Origin of the sequence: Pseudomonas sp. SORGH_AS_0211 (genome assembly GCF_031453455.1) — a bacterium.
Lineage (GTDB): Bacteria > Pseudomonadota > Gammaproteobacteria > Pseudomonadales > Pseudomonadaceae > Chryseomonas > Chryseomonas aestiva.
In genome coordinates this window covers 4294130-4318972 of record NZ_JAVIZV010000001.1, presented here as the reverse complement: position 1 = coordinate 4318972, position 24843 = coordinate 4294130, and the positions used below count along the sequence as shown (strand labels likewise).

25 protein-coding genes are annotated in these 24843 nt (G+C 66.7%); 12 read left to right on the top strand and 13 right to left on the bottom strand.

The features are described 5' to 3' along the window. Nucleotides 1-217: 217 nt before the first annotated feature. Nucleotides 218-1159 carry a LysR family transcriptional regulator gene (locus QE393_RS19990; RefSeq protein WP_310045235.1) on the bottom strand — a complete coding sequence of 314 codons (942 nt, stop codon included), beginning with the start codon at nucleotides 1157-1159 and terminating at the stop codon, nucleotides 218-220. Between the two features lie 100 nt (nucleotides 1160-1259). On the opposite strand from QE393_RS19990, the gene QE393_RS19985 reads away from it, so the two are divergent. Continuing rightward, nucleotides 1260-2012 carry an SDR family oxidoreductase gene (locus QE393_RS19985; RefSeq protein WP_027600472.1) on the top strand — a complete coding sequence of 251 codons (753 nt, stop codon included), beginning with the start codon at nucleotides 1260-1262 and terminating at the stop codon, nucleotides 2010-2012. 74 nt (nucleotides 2013-2086) lie between these two features. On the opposite strand, the gene QE393_RS19980 is transcribed toward QE393_RS19985, so the two are convergent. After that, nucleotides 2087-2989, bottom strand: a complete 903-nt coding sequence (locus QE393_RS19980; RefSeq protein ID WP_310045232.1) for a homocysteine S-methyltransferase family protein — start codon at nucleotides 2987-2989, stop codon at nucleotides 2087-2089. Between the two features lie 100 nt (nucleotides 2990-3089). Between QE393_RS19980 and QE393_RS19975 the strand changes: the two genes are divergently transcribed. The 5 genes from QE393_RS19975 to QE393_RS19955 all read left to right on the top strand — a co-directional run bounded on the left by QE393_RS19975 (nucleotide 3090) and on the right by QE393_RS19955 (nucleotide 8656). Beyond that, nucleotides 3090-3911 carry a transporter substrate-binding domain-containing protein gene (locus QE393_RS19975; RefSeq protein WP_310045229.1) on the top strand — a complete coding sequence of 274 codons (822 nt, stop codon included), beginning with the start codon at nucleotides 3090-3092 and terminating at the stop codon, nucleotides 3909-3911. Continuing rightward, nucleotides 3908-4714 carry an amino acid ABC transporter permease gene (locus QE393_RS19970; protein WP_310045227.1) on the top strand — a complete coding sequence of 269 codons (807 nt, stop codon included), beginning with the start codon at nucleotides 3908-3910 and terminating at the stop codon, nucleotides 4712-4714. Before QE393_RS19975 ends, QE393_RS19970 begins: the two co-directional genes overlap by 4 nt. Nucleotides 4715-4850: 136 nt before the next feature. After that, complete coding sequence (locus QE393_RS19965; protein WP_310045224.1) at nucleotides 4851-5741, top strand: SH3 domain-containing protein; 891 nt, start codon at nucleotides 4851-4853, stop codon at nucleotides 5739-5741. A gap of 12 nt (nucleotides 5742-5753) precedes the next feature. After that, nucleotides 5754-7649, top strand: coding sequence for a hypothetical protein (locus QE393_RS19960; protein ID WP_310045223.1), 1896 nt, complete (start codon nucleotides 5754-5756; stop codon nucleotides 7647-7649). After that, on the top strand, nucleotides 7649-8656 hold the full coding sequence (locus QE393_RS19955; protein WP_310045221.1) for a hypothetical protein: 1008 nt from the start codon (nucleotides 7649-7651) through the stop codon (nucleotides 8654-8656). The genes QE393_RS19960 and QE393_RS19955 overlap by 1 nt, the downstream gene beginning before the upstream one ends. A 9-nt stretch (nucleotides 8657-8665) precedes the next feature. On the opposite strand, the gene QE393_RS19950 is transcribed toward QE393_RS19955, so the two are convergent. Further along, the gene (locus QE393_RS19950) at nucleotides 8666-10081 is read right to left on the bottom strand and encodes a PLP-dependent aminotransferase family protein (protein WP_310045219.1); all 1416 of its coding nucleotides are present in this window, start codon (nucleotides 10079-10081) and stop codon (nucleotides 8666-8668) included. 88 nt (nucleotides 10082-10169) lie between these two features. Between QE393_RS19950 and QE393_RS19945 the strand changes: the two genes are divergently transcribed. Genes QE393_RS19945 through QE393_RS19935 form a run of 3 tightly spaced genes read left to right on the top strand, consistent with a single transcriptional unit; the run spans nucleotide 10170 to nucleotide 11934 of the window. Continuing rightward, the gene (locus QE393_RS19945) at nucleotides 10170-10802 is read left to right on the top strand and encodes an FMN-binding negative transcriptional regulator (protein ID WP_310045656.1); all 633 of its coding nucleotides are present in this window, start codon (nucleotides 10170-10172) and stop codon (nucleotides 10800-10802) included. 14 nt (nucleotides 10803-10816) lie between these two features. After that, nucleotides 10817-11266 (top strand): GNAT family N-acetyltransferase, encoded by a 450-nt coding sequence (locus QE393_RS19940; RefSeq protein WP_310045216.1) that lies wholly within the window; start codon nucleotides 10817-10819, stop codon nucleotides 11264-11266. Further along, on the top strand, nucleotides 11263-11934 hold the full coding sequence (locus QE393_RS19935; RefSeq protein WP_310045215.1) for a GNAT family protein: 672 nt from the start codon (nucleotides 11263-11265) through the stop codon (nucleotides 11932-11934). Before QE393_RS19940 ends, QE393_RS19935 begins: the two co-directional genes overlap by 4 nt. A 4-nt stretch (nucleotides 11935-11938) precedes the next feature. Here QE393_RS19935 and QE393_RS19930 read toward each other — a convergent pair whose 3' ends face one another. From QE393_RS19930 to QE393_RS19895, 8 genes are all read right to left on the bottom strand, one after another. Beyond that, a complete protein-coding gene (locus tag QE393_RS19930; protein WP_007160094.1) occupies nucleotides 11939-12373 on the bottom strand; it encodes a CBS domain-containing protein in 435 nt (144 codons plus the stop codon). Nucleotides 12374-12439: 66 nt separating this feature from the next. Beyond that, complete coding sequence (locus QE393_RS19925) at nucleotides 12440-13285, bottom strand: metal ABC transporter permease (RefSeq protein ID WP_310045213.1); 846 nt, start codon at nucleotides 13283-13285, stop codon at nucleotides 12440-12442. Continuing rightward, complete coding sequence (locus QE393_RS19920) at nucleotides 13285-14139, bottom strand: metal ABC transporter permease (protein WP_310045211.1); 855 nt, start codon at nucleotides 14137-14139, stop codon at nucleotides 13285-13287. Before QE393_RS19920 ends, QE393_RS19925 begins: the two co-directional genes overlap by 1 nt. Further along, the gene (locus QE393_RS19915; protein WP_310045209.1) at nucleotides 14139-14900 is read right to left on the bottom strand and encodes an ATP-binding cassette domain-containing protein; all 762 of its coding nucleotides are present in this window, start codon (nucleotides 14898-14900) and stop codon (nucleotides 14139-14141) included. Before QE393_RS19915 ends, QE393_RS19920 begins: the two co-directional genes overlap by 1 nt. Further along, nucleotides 14897-15790, bottom strand: a complete 894-nt coding sequence (locus tag QE393_RS19910) for a metal ABC transporter substrate-binding protein (protein WP_310045207.1) — start codon at nucleotides 15788-15790, stop codon at nucleotides 14897-14899. The genes QE393_RS19915 and QE393_RS19910 overlap by 4 nt, the downstream gene beginning before the upstream one ends. 167 nt (nucleotides 15791-15957) lie before the next feature. Next, complete coding sequence (locus QE393_RS19905; RefSeq protein ID WP_310045206.1) at nucleotides 15958-16089, bottom strand: hypothetical protein; 132 nt, start codon at nucleotides 16087-16089, stop codon at nucleotides 15958-15960. Nucleotides 16090-16235: 146 nt separating this feature from the next. Next, nucleotides 16236-18041 carry a sodium-extruding oxaloacetate decarboxylase subunit alpha gene (gene oadA, locus QE393_RS19900; protein WP_273805534.1) on the bottom strand — a complete coding sequence of 602 codons (1806 nt, stop codon included), beginning with the start codon at nucleotides 18039-18041 and terminating at the stop codon, nucleotides 16236-16238. 13 nt (nucleotides 18042-18054) lie between these two features. Further along, entirely contained in the window at nucleotides 18055-19470 is a 1416-nt protein-coding gene (locus QE393_RS19895) for an acetyl-CoA carboxylase biotin carboxylase subunit (RefSeq protein WP_273805533.1), read from the bottom strand. A gap of 137 nt (nucleotides 19471-19607) precedes the next feature. Between QE393_RS19895 and QE393_RS19890 the strand changes: the two genes are divergently transcribed. Further along, nucleotides 19608-20585, top strand: coding sequence for a LysR family transcriptional regulator (locus tag QE393_RS19890; protein ID WP_310045204.1), 978 nt, complete (start codon nucleotides 19608-19610; stop codon nucleotides 20583-20585). Here QE393_RS19890 and QE393_RS19885 read toward each other — a convergent pair. Together QE393_RS19885 and hexR are read right to left on the bottom strand one after the other, a co-directional pair. Continuing rightward, nucleotides 20515-20736: a PA3496 family putative envelope integrity protein gene (locus tag QE393_RS19885; protein WP_081594569.1), complete on the bottom strand. Its 222-nt coding sequence runs from the start codon at nucleotides 20734-20736 to the stop codon at nucleotides 20515-20517. The genes QE393_RS19890 and QE393_RS19885 overlap by 71 nt on opposite strands. Nucleotides 20737-20810: 74 nt before the next feature. Continuing rightward, nucleotides 20811-21680, bottom strand: coding sequence for a transcriptional regulator HexR (hexR, locus tag QE393_RS19880; RefSeq protein ID WP_017639169.1), 870 nt, complete (start codon nucleotides 21678-21680; stop codon nucleotides 20811-20813). Nucleotides 21681-22020: 340 nt separating this feature from the next. Between hexR and QE393_RS19875 the strand changes: the two genes are divergently transcribed. After that, nucleotides 22021-22539, top strand: a complete 519-nt coding sequence (locus tag QE393_RS19875; protein ID WP_017639168.1) for an Hcp family type VI secretion system effector — start codon at nucleotides 22021-22023, stop codon at nucleotides 22537-22539. Nucleotides 22540-22672: 133 nt separating this feature from the next. Continuing rightward, nucleotides 22673-24841: a DNA helicase II gene (gene uvrD, locus QE393_RS19870; protein ID WP_310045202.1), complete on the top strand. Its 2169-nt coding sequence runs from the start codon at nucleotides 22673-22675 to the stop codon at nucleotides 24839-24841. Nucleotides 24842-24843: the final 2 nt, after the last annotated feature.

Here is a 24843-nt window from a genome sequence, read left to right as displayed (position 1 = left end):
GGGAAGGAGGGTTCAGCCGCGGTGCAGGGGCGCGGAGAGGGCGAAAATCCAGGGGAGACGGGCGCGCGGGGACGCCTGGAAGGACAGATACGACATGGCAAGAATCCTGGTTATTTTTGTAGGCACGTCGCCCGCTCACGGGGGCGGGTCTTGAGCGGATCCTAAGAGGTCAACCTTTCGCCAGCCTTGCGTGGTGGCGAGTGGATGTTGCGGGATGTCACGAAGCCGACACGAACGGGTGCTGTTCGCCTCGCTGCCAGCCCGGGGTGCTCAGGTGCTCGACGAAGAAATCGAGCAGCACCTGGACCTTGGTCGGGCGACTGCGCGCCGAGGGGGTCACGAAGTAGAGGCCGCCACGGGTCAGCTGCCAGTCCGGCAGCAGTTGCACCAGCCGGCCATCGGCCAGGTAATCGCTGGCGATGAAGTCCGGCAACTCGGCGATGGCCAGGCCTTCCAGCAGCACCGGCAGCAGGGCTTCGGAATTGGTGACGCGCAGCGGACCACGGGGCAGCACGCTTTCCTCGCGACCGTCGTCCCCGCTGAAGCGCCACACCTGGCTGCGCGCCCGGTAGGCGTAGCTCAGGCAGGCATGTTCGGTCAGTTCCTGCGGATGGCTTGGCTGGCCGTGGCGCTCGACATAGGCCGGCGCCGCCACCAGCAGCTGGCTGACCGCGCAGAGCCGCCGGGCGACCAGCGAGGAGTCGGGCAAGGCGGCGATGCGCAGGGCGGCGTCGAAGCCCTCCGCCACCAGATCCACGGTGGCGTCGGACAGGTGCAGATCCACCGTCAGCTGGGGATAGCGGCGCAGCAGCTCGGGCAGCAGCGGCGCGACCCAGCGCAGGCCGAAGGCCATGGGCACCGCCAGTCGCACCTGGCCGCGGGGCTGCACGGCACGCGCCTGGGCGGCGCTTTCGGTCGCCTCCGCCTGGCGATAGAGATCGCCGGCCTGGGCGGCCAGCTCGCGGCCGAATTCGGTCAGCGCCAGCTGCCGCGAGGTGCGATTGAACAGCCGCCCGCCGAGGCGTTCCTCAAGGCGCGTCACCGCCCGCGAGACGGTGGCCACCGACACGCCCAGCACCCGCGCCGCGGCGGCGAAGGAGCCCTCCTCGGCGACCTTGGCGAACATCGCCAAGCCTTCGAAATCCGGCAATCTGCTCATTTCATTTCTGCAACGATGGCTTGCCAATCATTCTATTTTGCAGAGAAGCCAGGGTCGATAGGCTGACTCCACCTGATCACAACCGCTCGGAGATCCAGCCATGACCCTCAAGCTCGCAGACAAGATCGCCCTCGTCACCGGTGCCACCAGCGGCATCGGCCTGGCCGCCGCCAAGCTCTTCGCCCAGCAGGGCGCCCACGTCATCCTCACCGGCCGGCGGCAGGCGGAACTGGACGCCGCGGTCGCCCAGGTCGGCAACGCCACCGGCATCGCCGTGGACTCATCCCGTCTGGACCAGCTCGATGCCCTCTATGAGCGCATCCGCCGCGAGCACGGCCGCCTCGACGTGCTCTACGTCAACGCCGGGGGTGGCAGCATGCTGCCCCTCGCCGAGGTGACCGAAGCCCACTACGACGACACCTTCGATCGCAACGTGAAGGGGGTGCTGTTCACCGTGCAGAAGGCCCTGCCGCTACTGGCGGACCATGCCTCGGTGATTCTGGCCGGCTCCACCGCCGCCAGTACCGGCACCCCGGCCTTCAGCGTCTATGGCGCGTCCAAGGCCGCCGTGCGCGCCTTCGCCCGCAACTGGATCCTGGAACTGCAGGGGCGTGGTATCCGCATCAACACCCTGAGTCCGGGGGCCACGCGTACCCCGGGCCTGGTGGAGCTGGCGGGTCCGGATGCCGCCCAGCAACAGGGGCTGCTGGACCACCTGGCCAGCCAGATCCCCCTGGGTCGCGTCGGCGAGCCGGAGGAGATCGCCAGGGTCGCCCTGTTCCTGGCGTCCAGCGATTCCAGCTTCGTCAACGGCGCCGAACTCTTCGCCGATGGTGGCCAGGCGCAGGTCTGAACGGCGTCTGGCGGCAAGACAAAAGCGGACAGCGCTCAGGGCGCTGTCCGCTTTCTTGTCGGTTGAACGCGGCTTCAGCCGCGCAGCCGCTGATTCAACACGGCGATATGCTCCGGACCGATGCCGCAGCAGCCGCCGATTAGGCTTGCGCCACGCGCCTGCCAGTCCTGGGCGAAGCTCAGGTAGCCGGGCGGATCCAGGTCCGGACGCAGGGGGTCGAGGCCGTCGTTGGCGGTGGCCTCTTCCGGCTGGGGCGGGAAGGCATTGGCATAGGCGCCAAAGGGAATCTTAATCCCCGCCGCAGCAAAGGTCGCCCGCGCAGTATCCAGCGCTGCGGCCATCACCTCGGGCTGACTGCAATTGAACAGCAGGGCTCCGGCGCCCAGTTCCACCGCCAGCTGCGCGGCCGCGGCCACCGGCTCGCCGGATCTCAGCCGTGGGATCTCGTCAACGTCTTCGTCCTTCAGGGTGAAGGACAGCCACAGCGGCTTGCCATCCCTGGGCAGGCCGGCGGCGATGGCGCGCACCTCGGCCAGGGAGCTCTGGGTTTCCGCCAGCCAGAGATCGACATGGGGCGCCAGGCCACGGATCAGCGGCTGCAGCACCTCGTCCACCCGTCCCGGCTCGAACAGATCGGGGCGATAGGAGCCGAACAGCGGCGGCAGCGAACCTGCCACCCGCACCGGCTGACCACTGGCCACCACCGCCTGCCGTGCCAACTGACCGGCCCGCGCGGCCAGGGCCTCGCCTTCGGCGGCGAAGCGCGCCTCGCCGATATGGAAGGGCACCACCGCATAGCTGTTGCTGGTGATCACCTGGGCACCGGCCTCGATATAGGCACGATGCACCGCCTCCACCTGCTCCGGCGCCTCGCTCAGCGCCAGGGCCGACCACTCCGGCTGGCGGAAAGGCGCGCCACGGCGCTGCAGCTCACGACCCATGCCACCGTCGAGCAGAACTAGATTCATGTTGGCCATATAGCTATTTCACTTTTCCTTATAACCAAAACAGAGTTCAATATCGGTTCTCATATCTCTCTAATACCAGGCCCTCTTTCCCTTTGCAAAGGACGCCCCCATGAGAACCGCTCTGCTATCGGCCCTCGGCCTGACCCTGGCGCTGGTCGCCACCTCGGCCTCGGCCGGTACCACCCTGGACCGCATCAAGGCCAAGGGCGAGCTGGTCAATGTGCTCATGGAAAGCTATCCACCCTTCTCCCAGCTCAATGCCCAGAATCAGCTGGAAGGCTTCGACGTGGACGTGGCCAAGGCGGTGGCTGACAAGCTGGGCGTCAAGCTGCGCCTGGAAACCCCTTCCTGGGACGTGATCGCCGCCGGCCGCTGGAGCGGTCGCTACGACGTCTGCATCTGCTCCATGACGCCGAGCCAGGCGCGCGCCCAGGTGTTCGATTTCCCGGTCAACTACTACGCCTCGCCGGCGGTGATCGTGGTCAACGCCGGTGACGACCGCATCCACGGCGCCAAGGACCTCTCCGGCAAGAAGGTCGGCGTCACCAGCGCCTCTTCCTACGAGAGCTACCTGAACAAGGACCTGACCATCGAAGGCCAGGAAGAACAGCCGTTGAGCTACCCCTTCGACCAGGTGCAGGTTGTGCCCTTCCCCGACGACAACGTCGCCTTCCAAGACCTGGGCCTGGGCGCCGGCAAACGCCTGGACGCGGTGCTGACCAACCTGGTGACCGCCCAGCCGCGCCTCGCCCAAGACGCCAAATTCAAGCTGGCGGGCGCACCGCTCTATGCCGAACCCAACGCCGTGGCGATCGAGAAGGGTGACCTGGAGTTCGCCGCCAAGCTGCGCGAGATCATCGAGGGACTGCGCCAGGACGGCACCCTGAAGCGGATCTCCGACAAGTGGATCGGTGCCGACATCAGCCAATGAGTCAGCTACCGCCCCCGGTCGAATCGCGTCCGCTGCTGAGCTTTCGTACCCGTGTCTGGCTGACCTGGCTGGCGCTGCTGGCCGGGGGCTTGGTCTTCGTGCTCGGCTTCGATCTCAAGTTCGCCAGCGTCTGGCCGCGTCTGCCCAATCTGGTGGGCTGGCGCCTGGGCCCCAACGGCTTCCTCCAGGGTGCGGCCCTGACGCTGTTCCTCAGCCTCAGCTCCATCCTGGTGTCGGTACTGCTGGGCTTCGCCGCGGCCCTGGGGCGGCTGTCGTCCAGCGCCCTGGCCTATGGCGTGGCGACCTTCTACGCCTCCTTCTTTCGCGGCACCCCGCTGCTGATCCAGATCCTGCTGATCTACCTGGGCCTGCCGCAGATCGGCGTGGTGCCCGGCGCCATCAGCGCCGGCATCCTCGCCCTGTCGCTGAACTATGGCGCCTACCTCAGCGAGATCTTCCGCGCCGGCCTGCTCGGCGTCCCCGGAGGTCAGCGCGAGGCAGCCCTGGCCCTGGGCCTGTCGCCGCGGGTAATCTTCTGGCGCGTCACCCTGCCCCAGGCCATGCGCAGCATCATCCCGCCCACCACCAGCCAGTTCATCTCCATGCTCAAGGACTCCTCCCTGGTTTCGGTGATGGGTGTCTGGGAGGTGATGTTCCTCGCCCAGTCCTATGGCCGCTCCAGCTATCGCTACCTGGAAATGCTCACCACCGCAGCGGTGCTCTACTGGCTGATGTCCCTGGCCATGGAATTCATGCAGTCGCGCCTGGAGCGGCACTATGGGAAGGCGTATCGGGGGCGTTAAAGCTTCCTACTACGCCTTTCAGGCCATGCTGGCTCTTTGATACCAAACCCACTTTCGGTGAATCAGGTCACAACATCTCTGGAGCAAGCCTCTACCATTCCCTCCTCCTAAATTTTCGCTTCGGAAAGGACTCGTTATGAAGCCTCGTCATCGCCTTGCCGTTCTCTGCCTGGGTGGCAGCCTCGCCGTCACCGGCTGCTCCAACATGTCGCAGAACGAATGGCTCAACCAGGAAAACGTCGGCACCGTGGTCGGGGCCGCGGCCGGCATCCTCATCGGCAGCCAGATCGGTGGTGGCAGCGGCCGTACCGCCGCCATGCTGGCCGGCGCCCTCGCCGGTGGCGCCCTGGGCAAGACCCTGGGGGCCAAACTCGATCAGCGCGATCGCGAGGCCCTGGCCGTGCAGACGCAAAAGGCGCTGGAACACGCCCAGGATGGTCAGGTGACCACCTGGACCTCCGACCATAGCGGCGCCACCGCCCGCATCGTGCCGGTGGCGACCGAGACCGAAGCCCGCCAGGTGGCGGTCAAGCGCACGCCCAAGGTGCAGAAGGTCGAGCAGCTGACCCTGCTCAACAAGCCCTATCAGTCGATCAAGTCGGCCAACCTGCGCGCCGCGCCCAACGACAATGCCGCCAAGGTCGGCGGACTGCCCACGGGTACGCGCTTCACCGCCCTGGGCCGTACCGGCAACGACTGGATCGCCGTGGGCCGCAAGGGCGTGACCATCGGCTATGTCTACGCGCCCCTGGTGACTCCGGCGACGGCTGCCACGCTGGCGACCGCTGGCAAGACCAATGCTCAACCGGCACCTGCGGTGGATCTGGATACCCTGGACGTGGCCAGTGCCAAGCAGCAGGGCGTGGACCTCGACGCCGCCGATCTCGATGCCGCGCCGGTGCAGGACAAGGTCGCCGCCAAGACCACCTGCCGCACCCTGAACTACAGCCTGAGCCAGGACGGCCAGCAGGATCAGCAGACCACCAAGGCCTGCCAGGCCGCTGACGGTGCCTGGGAACTGATCTAAGGAAGGATGACCATGAAACCCACCCTGCTGGCCCTGACGCTACTGGCCACGGCCACGGCTGCCCAGGCCGAAAGTACCCGCCTCGCCTATTCCAAGGCCGAAGACGTCGAGGTCTTCGTCGATCACCCTGCGGCCGCCTGGTGCGCGCCCGATCTGGCGCTGCGCTTCGTCTATGGCAAGCCCGCCGAGGCCGTTGCCGTCGAACGCCTGATGCCCAAGATCGGCGCGCTGCTCGGCAAGCAGTGCGACCAGGCCGAACGCCTGAACTGGACGGCGACCGGCACCACCGACGCCCGGCTGAACGGCACGGCCACCAAGGCCACGGCCTGGACGGCGCAGGTACAGAATCCGGCTGCGCTGACGACAGCGCCTGCCGTTGCCGCAGTCCCGGTCGAGCCGCTCAAGGCGACGCCGCCTGCCGAGGCGCCCGCTGCGGCGGCGCCTGAGACTGCCAGGCCCGCCACTCCGCCGGTAGTCCCAGAGGCACCGGCACCCGAAGCTTCGCCGGCCCCGGTTGCTGAGTCGGCACCTGCCGCGCCGGCCAAGGTCGAGTCTGCACCTGCACCTGCACCTGCACCTGCACCTGCACCTGCACCTGCGGCAGCCAAGGCACCTGCCGGTCAGATCGCCACCGATTTCGATGTCGCCGGCTGGCGCCCGGGCGATGGCGAAGCCGAACTCGCCAAGAGCGACTTCATCACCACCCTCAAGGACAGCCAGGGCTGCGCCTTCCGCGTACCCTTCAAGGCCGAGGAAGACAGCCGCTACCTGCAGGTTCGCTCCAGTGGTATCCATTGCGAGAACGGCCTGGCCCAGGGCGAGGGCGAGCTCGCCCTGGAGCGGAGCGACGGCAAGCAGTTGCAGCGCTGGAAGGGTTTCTTCCTCAACGGACTGCCGCTGGACGACCCCCTGCCTCCCCTGCGATTTATCGGTTTCGATGATCAGAAGCGCGCCCTGTTCCTGCTGGCTAGCGACCCGGCCACCGCCAGCTACAGCCTCTTGCGGCTGCGCTACTCCTATCAGAGGGGATGGCTGGTGAACTATCCAACGGTCCTCTTCGTGACAGCCGATAGCGAGCAATTCCGCCAGCTTTCACGGATCCAGCCCATCATCGAGCAGATCCAGCGCCAGATCTCGGCACTAAAGACAGGCATCCAGCAATTCTCCGTTCTTGCCATGCGGGATTTCCAGAAAGGCTCTACGCAGCAGTCATGGGACAGCGGCGAGGTCAGCCAGGACTACTGGCTCTACGAGGTTGCCATCGGTCAGAATTGGCGCAACAAGGCCTGGCAATTCAATCCCGAACAGGCCACCAACTACCTTTTCCGCTGGGACGAGAAGCAGGTGCGCCAGCGCGAGCAGGCCAAGCGTGAGCGGGAGCGTGAAGCCCAGCAGGCCCGACTGCAGGTTGCGTTCAAAGCGCGCCAGCAACTAGGCCTATACAAATCCTTGGCTGAACAGGCCCGGTCCAATCCGCAGGGACTGTTGGCAAGTCAGGTCAACGATGTGGACTACACGTCGGGCAGTGGTGGCGACTATGGCGACCTGGTGCGTGGCGCTACCCATCCCGTACGCTTGATCGCCAGGGTCACCAAGACGAATAGCGACGGCTGGAGCCTCGACTATCCCTATCCGATCCAGGCGCAGGTGCCGGCCGGCACCCCGGCCAAGACCGGCTGGTATGTCCTGAGCGGCACCCTGCAGCTCGATCCCAAGGCGCGTGACGCCGACGACCTGCCCCTGACGCACCTGACGGCCAAGGTCGTGCAGCCCTGCACCAGCGAAGGCTGCAGCGACCTGCGCGATCCCCTGGCGCTGGCACGCGTGCAATTCGAAGATCCCGCCTGGACCCCCGAGGCGGCCCGCCAACAGCTCAAGGATGCCGGTCTCGGCGAGGAGCGCTTCTGATGAAACGGACTCTCAACGTCAAACTCCTGGCCGGTGCGGCGCTGGTCGTGGTGGTCGGTGGCTATTTCGGTCTCAAGGCCTACGCCGCTCATGTCGCTGATGGACGTCTGCGCGACTGGCTGTTCGAACACCGCCTGCAGGACAGGATCAGCTGGCAGTCGCTGTCCTCCTCACCGCTGGGTGGCACGATCAAGCTGCACGAGGTGCGCATCAGCGATGGGCCGAGCATCGCCCAGTTGACCCTCTCCGACCTCAAGGACGAACCCGCTCACCGCCGGGCCGATGTCCAGTTCGAAGGCGTGGCTTTTCCGCCCGACGCCAAGGGGCGCTCGACGGCGCTGCACCTGCCCCTGGTTGGCGGTCTGCTGCTCGCCAGCGGACGCGCCGAACTGGCGCCCTTTTCCGGCCGGCTGAAATGGAACGTCGAGGATGAGTTGGCGGACATCGGCCTGACCCTGGACCTGCCGGAGCTGCTGGACGTGGATGCGAGCCTGTCGCTGGCTCAGGTGCGCCGCCTGGCCGAAGACCTGAGTGACATGGCCGAAAATGGCCAGCAGGTTGGCCAGCGCGGTCTGCTGTCATCCTTCGGCCTGCTGGGCAAGTTGCAGCAGAGCGCGCAGCGTGCCGAACTCAAGGGCTTGCAGGTGGACGTCAAGGATCAAGGCTATTTCAAGCGCAGCCTGGCCCTGACCCGCCGCTACCTGCCGCTCGATCCTACCGCGGGCGACTTCGACAAGCAGCGTGACCGGGCCCTGGCCGCGGCGCACCAGCAGCAGCGCAATGACTGCCTGCAGGACTTCCAGAGCCTGGGCGCGCGCGGCAAGGACCTCTGCAAGGGTCTGGTCGATCTGGCCTCCGGCGAAGAAGACGGTCTGCGGGTGAGTCTTGCGCCCAAGGAACGCGTGCGTCTGGGCGATACCCTGCAAGTCGCGCTGACCGCAGCCCTGGATCCCGCAGGCGCCGCCGGTTTGCTGGACCGCCTCAACCTGGAGTCGAAAAGCCTCTAAGGGCAGCGCTCAGGCCCAGGCCCCCCGCAGCCTGGCCAGCGCCTCGACGATCCGCGCCTCCGGCACCGCCGCGAAGCCCAGCACCAGTCCGGCGCGGGCGTCGGGCGGAGTCGGGCCCTCGGGCAGCCAGTAGCGCGACAGCGCATTGAGTTCCACCCCGACCGCGGCGGCCCGCTCTACCAGTTCGGCTTCGCGGGCCAGATGGGTGACCGGCAGGCACAGATGCAGGCCTGCCACCGGGACGCCCGGCGGGGCGCAGCCGGCGACCGCGGGCCAGCCGGCCAGCAGGGCATCGCGGCGACTGCGCGCGGCCCGTCGCATGCGCCGGATGTGGCGCTGGAAATGGCCCTGTTCGATGAAATCGGCCATGACCGTCTGGGTGGCGCTGTCGAGATGGCGGATTCCGGCCCGTTGCAGCTCCAGCAGCGCCGGCAGCAGCGCGGGCGGGGCCACCAGATAGCCCAGGCGCAGGCCGGGAAAGGCGATCTTGGAAAAGGTGCCGACATAGAGCACCCGACCGTGGCGATCCAAGGCGGCCAGGGGTGCCAGCGGCGCGCCCTGGTAGCGGTACTCGCCGTCGTAGTCGTCCTCGACGATCCAGCCGTCCGCCTGCCGCGCCCAGTCCAGCAGCGCCAGGCGGCGCGGCAGGGACAGTACCGCACCGGTGGGATACTGGTGCGACGGGGTGACATAGACCAGCCGGCAGTCCGGCAGCCCTGCCAGCTGCTCCACCACCAGCCCTGCCCCATCCACCGCGACGCCCTGCAACCGCGCCCCGCCACTCTGCAAGGCCAGGCCCGCGGCGCGATAGCCGGGATCCTCCATGGCCGCCAGGGCTCCGGGCGCCAGCAGCAACCGGGCGCAGAGTTCGATGGCCTGCTGGGCGCCGCTGGTGATGAGGATCTGCTCGGGGGCGCAGACCAGACCCCGCGCCTGGCGCAGGTAGGCGCTCAGCAGGCGGCGCAACCGTGGTTCGCCGCCGGGTTCGCGATAGCCCAGCAGCGCCGGCTCCGGCTGGCGCCAGAAACGCTGCTGCAGCCGCGCCCAGGTGGCGAAGGGAAACAGATCCACCGCCGGCAGGCCGACCCGAAAGGCGCACGGCGCGCCGGGCGGCACGCTGGCCAGGGGCACGGATGTCGCCCTGGCCGTGGCTTCGGGCGCGGCCAGCACCCGGGTCACGGGCGCGACATAGGTGCCGTCACCCGGGCGGCTGTCGAGAAAACCCTCGGCCAGGAGCTGCTCGTAGGCGGCGGTCACGGTATTGCGCGACACGCCCAGCAGCCGCGCCAGTTCGCGACTGGCGGGTAGCCGCACTCCAGCGGCCAGCTCGCCGGCCAGGATACGCCCGCGCAGGCCCTGGTAGAGCTGGCGCGCCAGACCCTGCCCCGGTTCCAGCAACAGCCCCGACGGCTCGAATCCCAGCATGGATTGGCACCCTGAAAGTCATGGAAATTGGCTCTTACAGGGAGCCAAAGGCGACCTTAGCATGGCCGGACGTCGCTGGAGTTCGCCCATGTATCCCCATCCCGCCTTTCGCCTCGAAGACCTGCCCAGGCTGCACCAGCACCTGCGCGAGCATGCCCTGGCGCTGCTCATCAGCCAGACCGACGCCGGTCCGCTGGTCAGCCATCTGCCGCTCTGGCTGGCGCCCGACGAGGGTCCCTATGGCACCCTCTACGGCCATCTGGCGCGCAGCAATCCCCAGGCCCAGGCGCTGGTCGAGGCGGGCCAGGTACTGGCGGTGTTCCAGGGCCCCCAGGCCTATGTCAGCCCGGCCTTCTATCCCGGCAAGGCCGAACATGGCCGGGTGGTGCCGACCTGGAACTACCAGGCCGTGCACGCCGGCGGCAGCGTCGAGGTATTCGATGACCCCGAGCGTCTGCTACGGCTGCTGGAACGCCTCACCGACCGGCACGAAGCCGGGCGTGCCCGTCCCTGGCAGGTCGCGGATGCGCCCGCGGATTATGTCCAGGGCCTGCTGCGCGCCATCCGCGGCCTGCGCCTGCCCCTCGACAGCCTCCAGGGCATCGCCAAGCTCAGCCAGAATCGCAACGCCGCCGATCGCGAAGGCGTCCGCCAGGGGCTGGCCGCCAGCTCGGTACCCGGCGACCAGGCCCTGGCCGCCCTGATCCCCTCTCTCGCCTGACCCTGGAGCCACCCATGACCATCCGCCCCCTGAGCGAAGCCGATCACGCCGTCTGGCACGAATTGTGGCAGGCCTACCTGGCCTTCTACGAGACCAGGCTGCCGGAAACCACCTACGCCCGCACCTGGCAACGGTTGCTCGACCCCGCCCAGCCCCTGCATGGCGCCCTGGCCTGGGACGGCGAGCGGGCCCTGGGCCTGGTGCACTTCATCTATCACCCCTCCTGCTGGACCGAAACCGACTACTGCTACCTGCAGGATCTCTATGTCGCCGAGGATCACCGCGGCGGCGGCCTGGGCCGCGCCCTGATCGAGCACGTCTATGCCCGCGCCGCAGCGGACGGCTGCGACCGGGTGCACTGGCTGACCCAGGAGACCAACTACCCGGGACGTCAGCTCTATGACCGGATCGCCACCCGCTCCGGTTTCATCCAGTACCGCCACCTGCTGGGAGACAACGCATGACCCCTCTCGACTGGACCCCGGCCCTTCCGCCTCAGCCCCGCTTGCTGCAGGGTCGCCATGTACGCTTGGAACCCCTGGACCCCCAGCGTCATGGCGACGATCTCTGGCAGGCCCTGCACGACCGGGATCCGGCGCTGTGGGACTATCTGCCCTATGGCCCCTTCACCGAGCGGGCCGCCTTCGACACCTGGCTGGCCGGCCTGGCCCAGGGGCGCGATCCGCTGTTCCATGCCGTGGTGGACCCCCGCGACGGCCGCGCCCTCGGGCAACTCAGCCTGATGAGCATCGTCCCCGAACACGGCAGCATCGAGATCGGCCATGTCGCCTTTGGTGGGCGCCTGCAGCGTACCCCCCTGGCCACCGAAGCCTTCTATCTGCTGATGCAGGAAGCCTTCGCCCTCGGCTATCGGCGCCTGGAGTGGAAGTGCGACGACGCCAATACCCGCTCGAAGCGGGCGGCCGAGCGGCTGGGCATGCGCGCTGAAGGCCTGTTCCGTCAGCACCGGGTGGTCAAGGGCCGCAACCGCGACACCGCCTGGTTCAGCCTGCTGGATCACGAATGGCCCACGGTCGACGCCGGCTTCCGGGGCTGGCTGGCGGCGGAGAATTTCGATGCCGAAGGGCGCCAGCTCAGCGCCCTAGCCGTGACCGCCGGACGATCCGGCTGACTCGTCACTCGCCGCGGATATAACCTTCCAGATGGCGGATCAGCTCCGCCTGCTGGACGGTGGTGGCCTTGACCAGGTCGCCGATGGACAGCAGCCCGATCAGCTTGCCGTTGCCCATCACGGGCAGGTGGCGCAGGTGGTGGTCGGTCATCATCTGCATGCAATCGCCCACGGTCTGCTGCGGCAGTACGATGATGACCGCCTCGGTCATGATCTCGCTGACCGGGGTCGCATAGGAGGAGCGCCCCTGCAGGGCCACCTTGCGCGCGTAGTCGCGCTCGCTGACGATGCCCACCAGCTCGCCGTCGCGCATCACCGGCAGCGCCCCGACGTTCTTTTCCGCCATCAGTCGCAGGGCGTCGAGCACCCAGGCGTCGGGAGCGATGGTGTAGACGTCCTGCTGGGTCTTCAGGGCGAGCAACTGGGCGACGGTTTTCATTGTGGTTCTCCTGAGGTGAGGCGAGCGTGACCGGAAACGCCTGGCAGGGCCGGTCAGTCGATTACATCAGGCCACCTGAACGCCCTTGTCGCCCGAACGACGTCGATCCCGCCACAGGCGCCATGTCAGGGCCAGCAGGAAACCGGCCGTCAGCAGCACCACCAGGGTGGGCGCCGGCGCGCTGTCCCAGACCAGGCTCAGCAGCACCCCGCCCAGGGCCGCTGTCACGGCCAGCGCCGTGGCCAGCAGCAGCATCCAGCCAAAGGAGCGGGTCAGCAGGAAGGCAGTGGCACCGGGGGTGATCAGCAGGGCCACCACCGGTACCATGCCCACCGCCTGCAGGGCGCCGACCACGGTCAGGGCGATCAGGCCGAGCAGGCCGTAGTGCAGCAGCCCTACCCGCAGGCCCAGGGCCCGTGCCTGGGCCGCATCGAAGGCCAGCACCAGCAGGTCGCGCCAGCGGCAGGCCAGCGCCAGCACCACCAGGGCGGCGATCACCGCCATCTGCCAGAAGGCCGCCGGGGTCACGCCCAGCAGGTCGCCGAGCAGGATGTGGTCCAGGTGCAGCTCGGTGGGCAGCCTGGCGTGCAGCACCAGGCCCAGGCCGAACATGCCGGAGAAGACCACGCCCATGAGGGTGTCCTGCTTCACCCGGCTGTGGCGCTTGAGATAGCCGGTGGCCAGGGCGCAGCCGAGCCCCGCGACAAAGGCGCCCACCACCAGCGGTGCGCCCAGCGCCGACGCCAGCACCAGGCCGGGAAACACCGCGTGGGCGATGGCATCGCCCAGCAGCGCCCAGCCCTTGAGCACCAGGAAGCAGGACAGCAGCGCCGTGGGCACCGCCACCAGCACGGCCATCAGCAGTGCCTGGCGCATGAAGTCGACTTCCAGGGTCAGCCGCAACCAGTCCATCAGCCCGCCTCCGCCGTCTGCCGCGCCCGGCGGCGGTTGGCCAGCAGGCCGTGACGCGGCGCCAGCACGAAGGCCAGCAGGAAGACGAGGGTCTGCAAGACCACCACGCAGCCACCGGTGGCGCCGTCGAGGAAGTAGCTGAGGTAGGTGCCCAGCAGCCCGCTGCCGACGCCGATGGCGACGCTGATCAGCACCACCCGGGAGAAGCGGTCGCTGAGCAGATAGGCCGTCGCCCCCGGCGTCACCACCAGGGCGATGACCAGAAAGGCGCCCACCGTCTGCATCGCCGCCACGGTGCTCAGCGCCAGCAGGGTAAAGAACAGCAACCTGTACCCCGTGGGATTGAGGCCGCAGGCGCGCGCCTGGCCTTCGTCGAAGAACACCAGCAGCAGGTCGCGCCACTTCAGCAGCAGCACCAGCAGGGAGACGGCGGCGATGATCAGCAACTGGCGACTGGCCTCGGGGGTGATGGCCAGGATGTTGCCGAAGACGATGGTCTGGATGTCCACCGCGACCGGCGCCAGCGAGACCAGGAACAACCCGCCGCCAAAGAAGGCGCTGAAGATCAGGCCGATGATGACGTCTTCCTTGAGCCGGGTGTATTGCCGCAGGCCGAGCATGGCCCCGGCCGCCGCGCCACCGGCGAGAAAGGCGCCCAGGGCCAGCGGCAGGCCGAGCAGATAGGCGCCGGCCACCCCGGGTACCACGGCATGGGACAGGGCATCGCCGATCAGCGACCAGCCCTTGAGCATCAGGTAGGCGGAAAGGAAGGCACACAGTCCGCCTACCAGTGCCGCCGCGCCCAGGGCGTTTCTCATGTAGCCATAGGCCAGAGGTTCCAGCAGCCCTTCCATCAGGCACGCTCCCGGCGGCGCGGCTCTGCCTGGCCAGCCTCGAACAGGCGCAGGGCGCCGCCAAAGGTGCGTTCCAGATTCTCCCGGGTAAAGACCTCGGCCGTCGGCCCCTGGGCCAGCACGGTGCGATCGAGCAGTACGGTACGATCGCAGAAGCGCTCGATGCTGGCCAGGTCATGGGTCGAGACCAGCATCGAGCGACCCTCGGCGCGGAGGGCCTGGAGCAATTCGATGATGGCGCGCTCGGAGGTGGCGTCCACCCCGGTGAAGGGTTCGTCCAGCAGGATCACCCGGCTGTCCTGGGCCAGGGCACGCGCGAGGAAGACGCGCTTCTTCTGGCCGCCGGAGAGTTCGCCGATCTGCCGCTTGCGCAACGCGGTCAGCCCCACCCGGGCCAGGGCGGCGTCCACCGCCTGGTGATCGGCCGCGCGGGCCAGGCGCAGGAAATTCATCCGGCCATAGCGACCCATGAGCACCACGTCTTCCACCCGCACCGGAAAGTCCCAGTCCACGTCTTCGCTCTGGGGGACGTAGGCAACGAGGTTGCGCTTGAGCGCCTGGGCCACCGGCAGGTCATCGACCCGTACCTGGCCGCTGCCCAGGGGCACGAAGCCCATGATCGCCTTGAACAGCGTCGACTTGCCGCTGCCATTGACGCCCACCAGGGCGGTGATGGAGCCGCCGGGCACCACCAGGCTGGCCTCGCGCAGGGCGGTGTGGCCGTTGCGATAGGTCACGCTGACCCCTTCGAGGGCGATCATGGCGCCAGCCCCTTGACCAGGGTCTCGGTGGTCACTCCCAATAGGTCGAGATAGGTGGGTACAGGCCCCTCGGCCGCGCTCAGGGAATCCACATAGAGCACCCCGCCATAGCGGGCGCCGCTCTCCCGCGCCACCTGCTCGGCCGGCGCGGCGGAAACCGTGCTCTCGCTGAACACCGCCGGAATCCGCTCGGCGCGCACCGTCTCGATCACCCGGCGGACCTGCTGCGGCGTGCCCTGGGCATCGGCGTTGATCGGCCAGAGATAGAGCTCCTTGAGCCCCAGGTCGCGCGCCAGGTAGCTGAAGGCGCCCTCGCTGGACACCAGCCAGCGGCGCTGCTCGGGAATCGCCTGCAGTTGCTGGCGCAGGGGATCGAGGGTGGCGGTGATGCGCGCCTTGTAGGCTTCGGCGTTGCGGCGGTAGGTGTCGGCCTGGGCCGGGTCATGCGCCACCAGGGCATCGCGGATGTTGTCGACGTAGATCAGCGCCGCCCGGGGTGACATCCAGGCATGGGGGTTGGGCTTGCCGGCATAGGGGCCCTGGGCGATGGCGATGGGCTCGACGCCCCGCGAGACCACCGCGCCGGGCACGTCCTTCATGCGGCTGAAGAAGCGCTCGAACCAGAGCTCCAGATTCAGGCCGTTCCACAGCACCAGCTGGGCATCGCGCGTCTTGAGCAGATCGCCCGGGGTGGGCTGGTAGTTGTGGATCTCGGCGCCGGGCTTGGTGATGGATTCCACCCGCGCGGCGTCGCCCGCCACGTTGCGCGCCATGTCGGCGATCACCGTGAAGGTGGTGACCACCCTGAACGGCTCCGCGGCCTGGGCGGCGTTGCCCAGCAGCAATCCCAGCAGACCCACCAGGGTCCAGCGTCTCGTCTTCTCCAGCATCCGGCCCGCCTCTCGGTGGTTATAGCCTTGGCTAAATTAGATAGCACAACCTATCAGAGGTGCAGGGAGACTTTGTAACCTGGGATGAGAGGGGTCCAGGACAGAGACGAACAGGAAAAGGCGCCTCGCTCAGGACATGGCGAAGGCGCCTATGAGTGCGGCAGGGATCAGTGCGCGGCGTGGGCCGTCATGCCACGGGAACGCTCGGGCTGGGTCTCCAGCGGACGACGTTCGGCATGCCCGTCGAGCAGCTTGTCCAGCAGAGCACGCAGGGCGCGTTTCTTGAGTTCTTTCAGCATCGCGAATCCTCCCGGGATCGTTATAGCCTTGGCTATATTAAATAGCAGACCCTATCGAGAGGTGTTAGTGCTTTTTCTCAATCGAATGGATAGAAACCGCCCATAAAAAAAGGGGCCTGGTGGCCCCAAGGGAAATCGAAGTGATCTCAGCCTTCGATTTCGATCAACACCTCGCCTGGATTGACCCGGTCGCCCTTGGCTACCCGTACCGCGGTGACGGTGCCGGCGATGGGAGACTGGATCTCGGTTTCCATCTTCATGGCTTCGGTGACCAGCACGCCCTGCCCGGCCTTGACCTGATCACCCTCCTTGACCAGCACCTCGACGATGTTGCCCGGCATGGTGGTGCTGACGTCGCCCGGACGCTCCGCCTGGCGCCGCCGCTGACCGCCCTCGGCGACGAACTCACCGCTGGCTTCGAACACCACCTCTTCCGGCACCCCGTCGATGGACAGGTAGAAGTGCCGCTTGCCTTCGCTCTTGAGGCCGATGCCGGTGATGTCCACCTGATAGGTCTCACCATGCACGTCGACGCTGAACGCGGTGGGCACGCCCTGGCCACCCACCGCGGCCACGCCATCGGCCGAGGGCATGGGCAGCAGGGCTTCCGGCACCAGGGTCCCGGCGGCGCGTTCCTCGAGGAACTTGCGCCCGATGTCGGGGAACATGGCGAAGGTCATCACGTCCTCTTCGCTCTTGGCCAGGTCGCCGATCTCCGCGCGCAGTCGCGCAAGCTCGGGGCTGAGCAGATCGGCCGGACGCACTTCGATGACTTCTTCCTGGCCGATGGCCTGCTTGCGCAACTGCTCGCAGATGGCGCCCGGCGCCTTGCCGTAGCGCCCCTGCAGATAGAGCTTCACCTCGTTGGTGATGGTCTTGTAGCGCTCGCCGGCCAGCACGTTGAAGAAGGCCTGGGTACCGACGATCTGCGAGGTCGGGGTCACCAGGGGTGGGTAGCCCAGGTCCTTGCGCACCCGCGGGATCTCTTCCAGCACCTCGTTCATGCGATTGAGGGCGCCCTGCTCGCGCAACTGGTTGGCGAGGTTGGAGATCATGCCGCCCGGCACCTGGTTGACCTGCACCCGGGTATCGACCCCGGTGAATTCGCTCTCGAACTGGTGGTACTTCTTGCGCACCGCATGGAAGTACAGGCCGATCTCCTGCAGCAGCTCCAGGTTTAGGCCGGTGTCGTAGGGCGTGTCGCGCAGGGCCGCGACCATGGATTCGGTCCCCGGGTGGCTGGTGCCCCAGGCCATGCTGGAGATCGCCGTGTCGATGCGATCGGCGCCGTTTTCCACCGCCTTGAGCTGGCACATGGCGGCCACCCCGGCGGTGTCGTGGGAGTGCACCACCACGTCCAGGCTCAGGGCCGCCTTGAGCGCCTTGACCAGCTCGCCGGTGGCATAGGGCGTCAGCAGACCGGCCATGTCCTTGATGGCGATGGAGTCCACGCCCAGGTCGGCCATGCGCCGCGCCTGGTCGACGAAGGCCGCCACCGTGTGCACCGGGCTGGTGGTGTAGCAGAGGGTGCCCTGGGCGTGCTTACCGCTGGCCTTGACCGCGCGGATGGCGGTTTCCAGATTACGCACATCGTTCATGGCATCGAAGATGCGGAAGACGTCGGTGCCATTGGCCGCGGCGCGCTCGACGAAGGCCTCGACTACATCATCGCTGTAGTGCCGGTAGCCGAGCAGATTCTGCCCGCGCAGGAGCATCTGCAGCCGGGTGTTGGGCAGTGCCTGGCGCAACTGGCGCAGGCGCTCCCAGGGGTCTTCCTTGAGGAAGCGCACGCAGGCGTCGAAGGTGGCGCCGCCCCAGACCTCCAGCGACCAGTAGCCGACCTGGTCGAGCTTGGCGCAGATCGGCAGCATGTCTTCGGTGCGCATGCGGGTCGCCAGCAGCGATTGGTGGGCGTCGCGCAGGATGGTGTCGGTGATCTGGATACTTTTCATTGTTCTGTCGTCCTTACAGACCGGCGTGGGCGGCGATGGCGGCGGCGATGGCGATGGCCAGGTGCGTCGGGTTGCGCTTGATTGAGTACTGGGTCAGCTCCGGATGGCTTTCCACGAAGCTGGTGTTGAAGCGCCCGCTACGGAATTCCGGATCGCGCAGGATGGCCTGGTAATAGGGCGCGGTGGTCTTCACCCCCTGCACGCGCATGTCGTCCAAGGCGCGCAGACCGCGGTCCATGGCCTCTTCCCAGGTCAGCGCCCAGACGACCAGCTTGAGGCACATGGAGTCGTAGTACGGCGGGATCACGTAGCCGGTGTAGATGGCCGTGTCGGTGCGCACCCCCGGCCCGCCCGGCGCGTAGTAGCGGGTGATCTTGCCGAAGCTCGGCAGGAAGTTGTTCTTCGGGTCCTCGGCATTGATGCGGAACTGCAGGGCGAATCCACGGTGCTGGACGTCTTCCTGGGCGAAGGACAGCGGCAGCCCCGAGGCGATGCGGATCTGCTCGCGAACGATGTCGATCCCAGTAATTTCCTCGGTGATGGTGTGCTCCACCTGCACCCGGGTGTTCATTTCCATGAAATACACCTCGCCCTCGGCGAGCAGGAATTCCACGGTGCCGGCGTTCTCGTAACCCACCGCCTTGGCCGCGCGTACCGCCAGGTCGCCGATATAGGCGCGCTGCTCGGGGGTCAGCTGGGGGCTGGGCGCGATCTCGATCAGCTTCTGGTTGCGCCGCTGGATGGAGCAGTCACGCTCGAACAGGTGCACGGTATTGCCGTGGCTGTCGGCGAGGATCTGCGCCTCGATGTGTTTGGGATTGACGATGCACTTCTCGAGAAACACCTCGGCCGAGCCAAAGGCCTTGGTCGCCTCGGAGATCACCCGCGGATAGGCCTGCTCCAGTTCCTCGCGGGAGTTGCAGCGGCGGATACCCCGCCCGCCCCCGCCGGAGGTGGCCTTAAGCATCACCGGATACCCAAGGCGATCGCCTTCGCGCAGGGCCTCGGCGATGTCCGCCACGTTGCCCTCGGTGCCCGGAGTGCAGGGCACGCCAGCAGCGATCATGCTGCGACGCGCCTCGGTCTTGTCGCCCATGCGGCGGATGACCTCGGCGGACGGTCCGATGAAGCGAATGCCCCGCTGGGCACAGATTTCCGCCAGTTCGGCATTCTCGGAAAGGAAGCCATAGCCGGGATGCAAGGCATCGCAGCCGGTTTCCACGGCGAGGTTCACCAGCTTGCGCGGATTGAGATAACCCTCCAGCGGATCGCTGCCAATCCCATGGGCTTCGTCGGCACGTTTCACGTGGAGCGCTTGGCGATCGGCGTCGGAGTAGACCGCTACCGAGCGAATGCCCATCTCGGCACAGGCACGCACGATGCGCACGGCGATCTCGCCCCGATTGGCGATAAGTATCTTCTTGATCACACCTGGCTCCTTGTCTGCTGCAACCTGCAGCCGCTTGTTATTGCCGGTGATCCGAAGCTACGCCAGGGCCTCTCTTATGGAAAATAAATAATTGTTGGATACTCCATAAGTAATCCCTTATGGATCTGCCGATGCCCATGCGCAAGCCCCTGATGCGACTCACCTTCCGCCAGCTGCAGGTGTTCGAGGCCGTCTGCGAGGCCCGCTCCTACAGCCGCGCGGCCGACATCATGGCGCTCACCCAGCCGGCGGTGAGCCTGCAGGTGCGCCAACTCGAAGAGGTGGTGGGCGCGCCGCTGTTCAACTACGTCAATCGCACCCTTTATCTCACCGAAGCCGGCGAGGCCTTGCGCCAGACCGGGCGTGATCTCTTCGCCCGGCTGGGCAGCCTGGACATGCAGCTGTCGAATCTGCGCGGTGCCCTGCACGGCCAGTTACGCCTGGGGGTGGAGAGCAGCGCCCAGTACCTGGCACCGCACCTGTTCAGCCAGTTTCGTAGTAGCAGCCATCCCCAGGTCGATCTGGCGCTGACCGTGGGCAACCATGCCCGGGTGCTACGACGGCTGACGGAGAATCGCGAAGACGTGGCGCTGATGTCCGGCGTGCCGAGCGGCACGGATCTGGAGTTCCTGCCGCTGCTGGACAACGCCATCGTCGCCGTGGCGCGCCCGGGCCATGCGCTGGCCGGGCGCCGCGGGCTGAGCCTGCGCGACCTGACGACCTATCCGCTGCTGGTGCGCGAAGTCGGCTCCGGCACGCGCCAGGCCTGCGAGGACTATCTCAAGCAGAAGCGCGCCCACTTCGCCGAACAACTGGAGATCGGCGCCTTCGAAGCGCAACGCGAAGCGGTCCGCGCCGGCCTCGGGCTGGCCCTGCTGCCGCGCCAGGCCATTCGCAGCGATCTCGCCGCCGGCAGCCTGGTCGAGCTGGACGTCGCCGAATTGCCGCTGCGACGTTCCTGGTGCGTGGTCCAGGTCCGTGGCAAGCCGCTGTCGCCAGTGGCCCAGGCCTTCGTCGACTATCTGCGCGGCCAGCGCAGCCTGATCAATGCGTTAGGTATTGCCCTGGAGCCTGCTGTCGGCGCTGGGCCTGGCGTTCGTCCAGCAGCTGATTGAGAAACAGCAGTTCATCGAGCTCCACAGCAAGCCGCTGTTCTTCGGCTCGGGCCTCGATGGCACGGCGGAATTTCATCCGCCGTTGATCCTGTAGCTTTCTGCGAGTCTTGCTGTCGAGACGAACGCTGGATTGCTGGATGAGAGCGGTCATGCCAATTCCTCCGGGCTGGGATCGGAATGGGCAGCTTCACCCTAACAGGTGACGGTTTGGCGACAGCGAGACGACTATTGAGTGTCGCTGTGCTTGGTCGACTTTGACGACAGTCGCAAGCTGCGCAGGCTGCGCTTCACGCTCTTGAGATGCTCGACCAGCGCCGGACCACGGGACATGGCCACGCCCATGGCCAGCACATCGATCACCACCAGGTGGGCGATGCGCGAGGTCAGGGGCACATAGATGTCGGTGTCCTCGTGCACGTCGATGGCGATGTTGACCGTGGACAGATCGGCCAGCGGCGTCTGCCCCGGGCAGATGGTGATCAGCGCGGCGCCGTTGTCGCGCACCAGATTGGCGGTGATCAGCAGATCCTTGGAACGCCCCGACTGGGAGATGCAGATGGCCGCATCGGAAGGCGTCAGGGTCGCCGCCGACATCGCCTGCATGTGCGGATCGGAATAGGCGGTGGCGCTGAGCTGCAGGCGAAAGAACTTGTGCTGGGCGTCGTTGGCCACCGAACCCGAGGCGCCAAAGCCGTAGAACATCACCCGCTGGGCCTTGGCGATCGCCTCGATGGCCGTTTCCAGGGCGCGCATGTCCAGGCGCTCGCGCACGTCCATGAGGGTGTGCAGGGTGGTGTCGAAGATCTTCAGGCTGAAGTCTTCCACCGCATCGTTCTCGTGGATGGCGAACTGGCCGAAACTGGCCCCCGCCGCCAGGCTCTGGGCCAGGCGCAGCTTGAGATCCTGGAACCCATCGCAGCCGATGGCGCGGCAGAAACGCACGATGGTGGGCTCGCTGACGCCGACGTTGTGGGCGAGGTCGGCCATGGAGCTGTGCATGACGGCAGCCGGATCCACCATGACCTGCTCGGCGACCTTGAGCTCCGACTTGCGCAGCAGGTGGCGGGATTGAGCAATGTGTTGCATGAGGTTCACAGGCGTGTCTCGTCTAGCGGGCGGATGTAGTGCGCCGTACTTATACTACATAACGGTCGGCAAGGCTCTTGGTCATTACGATTCAGCAGGGCCCTTTTCACGGTCGTACCGGCACCAGGTAGTCGCCTGAACAAGCCACTACCGGAAACTGGGCAGCTTTTGAACCGCTCTGCGCAAGGCCTTGCGCAGATTTCCGCGCAGGAGCACACAGTCGCTCCGCCCGTGCTCTGTAGTCTTTTTTCAACCTACTGATCAGAAAGGATTTTTCAGTTCTGGCACAACCCTTGTTAGGTCTTGGTACCCGGGCCATGAAGCCCTATCACCAGGCAAGGAGAGCACCATGCCAACCCCCGCGTACCTGTCCCTCGAAGGCACCAAGCAAGGCCTGATCACCGCTGGCACCTTTACCGAGGACTCGGTCGGCAACATCTTCCAGGAAGGCCACGAAGACCAGATCCTGGTCCAGGCCTTCAACCATCAGGTGATCATTCCCCGCGATCCCCAGTCCGGTCAGCCCACCGGCCAGCGCGTGCACAAGCCGCTGATGATCACCAAGGTCTTCGACAAGGCCTCGCCGCTGATCTTCAACGCCCTCACCTCCGGCGAACGCCTCGGCAAGTGCCGCCTGGAGTGGTACCGCACCTCGGCCACCGGTACCCAGGAGCACTACTTCACTATCGAGCTGGAGGACGCCATCATCGTCGACGTCCAGTCGCGCATGCCCAACTGCCAGGACCCGAGCATGGCGCACTTCACCCACCTCGAAGACGTCTACTTCACCTACCGCAAGATCGTCTGGACCCACGAGGTCTCCGGCACCTCCGGTTCCGACGACTGGCGCTCGCCGATCGCCGCCTGACGCGCCACTTCCAAGCCTTACCCTGTTCCCCGGCCAGCCCTGCTGGCCGCGGGTTCGGCTGCCCCGCGCCACCCGCCTCGCCTCCCATCCGTCTGGTTTGGCGCTCCTTCTACCGCATCGGTAGAATGCGGCGATGAATGACGACATCTCCCTGCTGCTCAATTCCCTCAACGATGCCCAGCGTCAGGCCGTGGCCGCGCCCCTGGGTCGCCAACTGGTGCTGGCCGGTGCCGGCTCGGGCAAGACCCGGGTGCTGGTGCACCGCATCGCCTGGCTGATCCAGGTCGAGCACGCCTCGCCGCACTCCATCCTCTCGGTGACCTTCACCAACAAGGCCGCCGCCGAGATGCGCCACCGCATCGAGCAATTGCTCGGCATGAGTCCCCAGGGTATGTGGGTCGGTACCTTCCACGGCCTGGCTCATCGCCTGCTGCGGGCCCACTGGCAGGAAGCGGGGCTGTCACAGAACTTCCAGATCCTCGACAGCGACGACCAGCAGCGCATCGTCAAGCGGGTGATCCGCGAGCTGGGCCTCGACGAGCAGCGCTGGCCGGCCCGCCAGGCACAGTGGTTCATCAACGGCCAGAAGGACGAAGGCCTGCGGCCGCAGCATATCCAGGCCGCCGGCGACCTCTTCCTCAGCACCATGCGCAGCATCTACGAAGCCTACGAGGCCGCCTGCGCCCGTGCTGGAGTGATCGACTTCTCCGAGCTGCTGCTGCGCGCCCTGGATCTCTGGCGCAACAATCCCAGCCTGCTGGAGCATTACCAGCGGCGCTTCCAGCATCTCCTGGTCGACGAATTCCAGGACACCAACGCCGTCCAGTACGCCTGGCTCAAGCACCTCGCCCAGAACGGCGCCAGCCTCATGGTGGTGGGTGACGACGACCAGTCCATCTATGGCTGGCGCGGCGCCAAGATCGAGAACATCCAGCAGTTCAACGAGGACTTCTCGGCCGAGATCATCCGCCTGGAGCAGAACTACCGCTCCACCAATACCATTCTCAAGGCCGCCAACGGCCTGATCGCCCACAACTTCGGCCGTCTCGGCAAGGAGCTGTGGACCGACACCGGCGAAGGCGAGGCCATCACCCTCTATGCCGGCTTCAACGAGCACGACGAAGCCCGCTACATCGTCGAAACCATCGAGAGCGAGTTCAAGAAGGGCAGCCGGCGCAGCGAGATGGCCATCCTCTACCGCTCCAACGCCCAGTCGCGGGTGCTGGAAGAGGCGCTGCTGCGCGAGAAGATCCCCTATCGCATCTATGGCGGCCTGAGATTCTTCGAGCGCGCCGAGATCAAGAACGCCATGGCCTACCTGCGGCTGATCCAGCATCGCCACGACGACGCCGCCCTGGAGCGGGTGATCAACGTGCCGCCGCGGGGCATCGGCGAGAAGACCGTGGAGGCGCTGCGCAGCGCCGCGCGGGCGCAGAACACCTCGCTGTGGCAGGCGCTGCACGACCTGGTCGGCGCCCGCGCGGTGTCGGGTCGCGCCGCCTCGGCGCTCAACGTCTTCGTCGAGCTGGTCGATACCCTGGCACTCAAGGCCGAGGACCTGTCCCTGCACAATCTCGTGCAACAGATCATCGAGCAGACCGGCCTGGTCACCTTCCACAAGGAAGAAAAGGGCGAGAAAGGCCAGGCACGGGTGGAAAACCTGGAAGAACTGGTCAGCGCCGCGCGTTCCTTCGATTTCAGTGGCGACGAGGAGATGACGCCCCTGGCGGCCTTCCTCGACCACGCCGCCCTGGAATCCGGGGACACCCAGGCCGACAGCCACGAAGACAGCGTCCAGCTGATGACCCTGCACAGCGCCAAGGGCCTGGAATTCCCCCTGGTGTTCCTCGCCGGCATGGAAGAAGGGCTGTTTCCGCACAAGATGAGCCTGGAGGAACCCGGCCGCCTGGAAGAGGAACGTCGCCTGGCCTATGTGGGTATCACCCGCGCCATGCGCCGCCTGGTGATGAGCTATGCGGAGACCCGCCGTCTCTACGGCAGCGAGACCTACAACAAGGTTTCGCGCTTCGTCCGCGAGGTACCGGATGGCCTGATCCAGGAGGTGCGCCTGTCCAATGCGGTCAAGCAGCCCTTCGCCGGCAGTCGTCCCAACCTCTTCGCCCAGGCACCGGTGCCGGAAACCACCTTCAGCCTCGGTCAGCCGGTACGTCATGCCCTGTTCGGCGATGGCGTCATCCTCAACTACGAAGGCTCCGGCGCCCATGCCCGGGTGCAGGTCAACTTCAAGTCCGAAGGCAGCAAGTGGCTGATGGTGAGCTACGCCAAGCTCGAACCCCTCTAGCG

Excerpts from the sequence above, each read along its gene's own strand:
- QE393_RS19990 (WP_310045235.1), bottom strand. The coding sequence starts at position 1,159 with ATGAGCAGATTGCCGGATTTCGAAGGCTTGGCGATGTTCGCCAAGGTC.
- QE393_RS19985 (WP_027600472.1), top strand. The coding sequence starts at position 1,260 with ATGACCCTCAAGCTCGCAGACAAGATCGCCCTCGTCACCGGTGCCACC.
- QE393_RS19980 (WP_310045232.1), bottom strand. The coding sequence starts at position 2,989 with ATGGCCAACATGAATCTAGTTCTGCTCGACGGTGGCATGGGTCGTGAG.
- QE393_RS19975 (WP_310045229.1), top strand. The coding sequence starts at position 3,090 with ATGAGAACCGCTCTGCTATCGGCCCTCGGCCTGACCCTGGCGCTGGTC.
- QE393_RS19970 (WP_310045227.1), top strand. The coding sequence starts at position 3,908 with ATGAGTCAGCTACCGCCCCCGGTCGAATCGCGTCCGCTGCTGAGCTTT.
- QE393_RS19965 (WP_310045224.1), top strand. The coding sequence starts at position 4,851 with ATGAAGCCTCGTCATCGCCTTGCCGTTCTCTGCCTGGGTGGCAGCCTC.
- QE393_RS19960 (WP_310045223.1), top strand. The coding sequence starts at position 5,754 with ATGAAACCCACCCTGCTGGCCCTGACGCTACTGGCCACGGCCACGGCT.
- QE393_RS19955 (WP_310045221.1), top strand. The coding sequence starts at position 7,649 with ATGAAACGGACTCTCAACGTCAAACTCCTGGCCGGTGCGGCGCTGGTC.
- QE393_RS19950 (WP_310045219.1), bottom strand. The coding sequence starts at position 10,081 with ATGCTGGGATTCGAGCCGTCGGGGCTGTTGCTGGAACCGGGGCAGGGT.
- QE393_RS19945 (WP_310045656.1), top strand. The coding sequence starts at position 10,170 with ATGTATCCCCATCCCGCCTTTCGCCTCGAAGACCTGCCCAGGCTGCAC.
- QE393_RS19940 (WP_310045216.1), top strand. The coding sequence starts at position 10,817 with ATGACCATCCGCCCCCTGAGCGAAGCCGATCACGCCGTCTGGCACGAA.
- QE393_RS19935 (WP_310045215.1), top strand. The coding sequence starts at position 11,263 with ATGACCCCTCTCGACTGGACCCCGGCCCTTCCGCCTCAGCCCCGCTTG.
- QE393_RS19930 (WP_007160094.1), bottom strand. The coding sequence starts at position 12,373 with ATGAAAACCGTCGCCCAGTTGCTCGCCCTGAAGACCCAGCAGGACGTC.
- QE393_RS19925 (WP_310045213.1), bottom strand. The coding sequence starts at position 13,285 with ATGGACTGGTTGCGGCTGACCCTGGAAGTCGACTTCATGCGCCAGGCA.
- QE393_RS19920 (WP_310045211.1), bottom strand. The coding sequence starts at position 14,139 with ATGGAAGGGCTGCTGGAACCTCTGGCCTATGGCTACATGAGAAACGCC.
- QE393_RS19915 (WP_310045209.1), bottom strand. The coding sequence starts at position 14,900 with ATGATCGCCCTCGAAGGGGTCAGCGTGACCTATCGCAACGGCCACACC.
- QE393_RS19910 (WP_310045207.1), bottom strand. The coding sequence starts at position 15,790 with ATGCTGGAGAAGACGAGACGCTGGACCCTGGTGGGTCTGCTGGGATTG.
- QE393_RS19905 (WP_310045206.1), bottom strand. The coding sequence starts at position 16,089 with ATGCTGAAAGAACTCAAGAAACGCGCCCTGCGTGCTCTGCTGGACAAG.
- oadA (WP_273805534.1), bottom strand. The coding sequence starts at position 18,041 with ATGAAAAGTATCCAGATCACCGACACCATCCTGCGCGACGCCCACCAA.
- QE393_RS19890 (WP_310045204.1), top strand. The coding sequence starts at position 19,608 with ATGCGCAAGCCCCTGATGCGACTCACCTTCCGCCAGCTGCAGGTGTTC.
- QE393_RS19885 (WP_081594569.1), bottom strand. The coding sequence starts at position 20,736 with ATGACCGCTCTCATCCAGCAATCCAGCGTTCGTCTCGACAGCAAGACT.
- QE393_RS19875 (WP_017639168.1), top strand. The coding sequence starts at position 22,021 with ATGCCAACCCCCGCGTACCTGTCCCTCGAAGGCACCAAGCAAGGCCTG.
- uvrD (WP_310045202.1), top strand. The coding sequence starts at position 22,673 with ATGAATGACGACATCTCCCTGCTGCTCAATTCCCTCAACGATGCCCAG.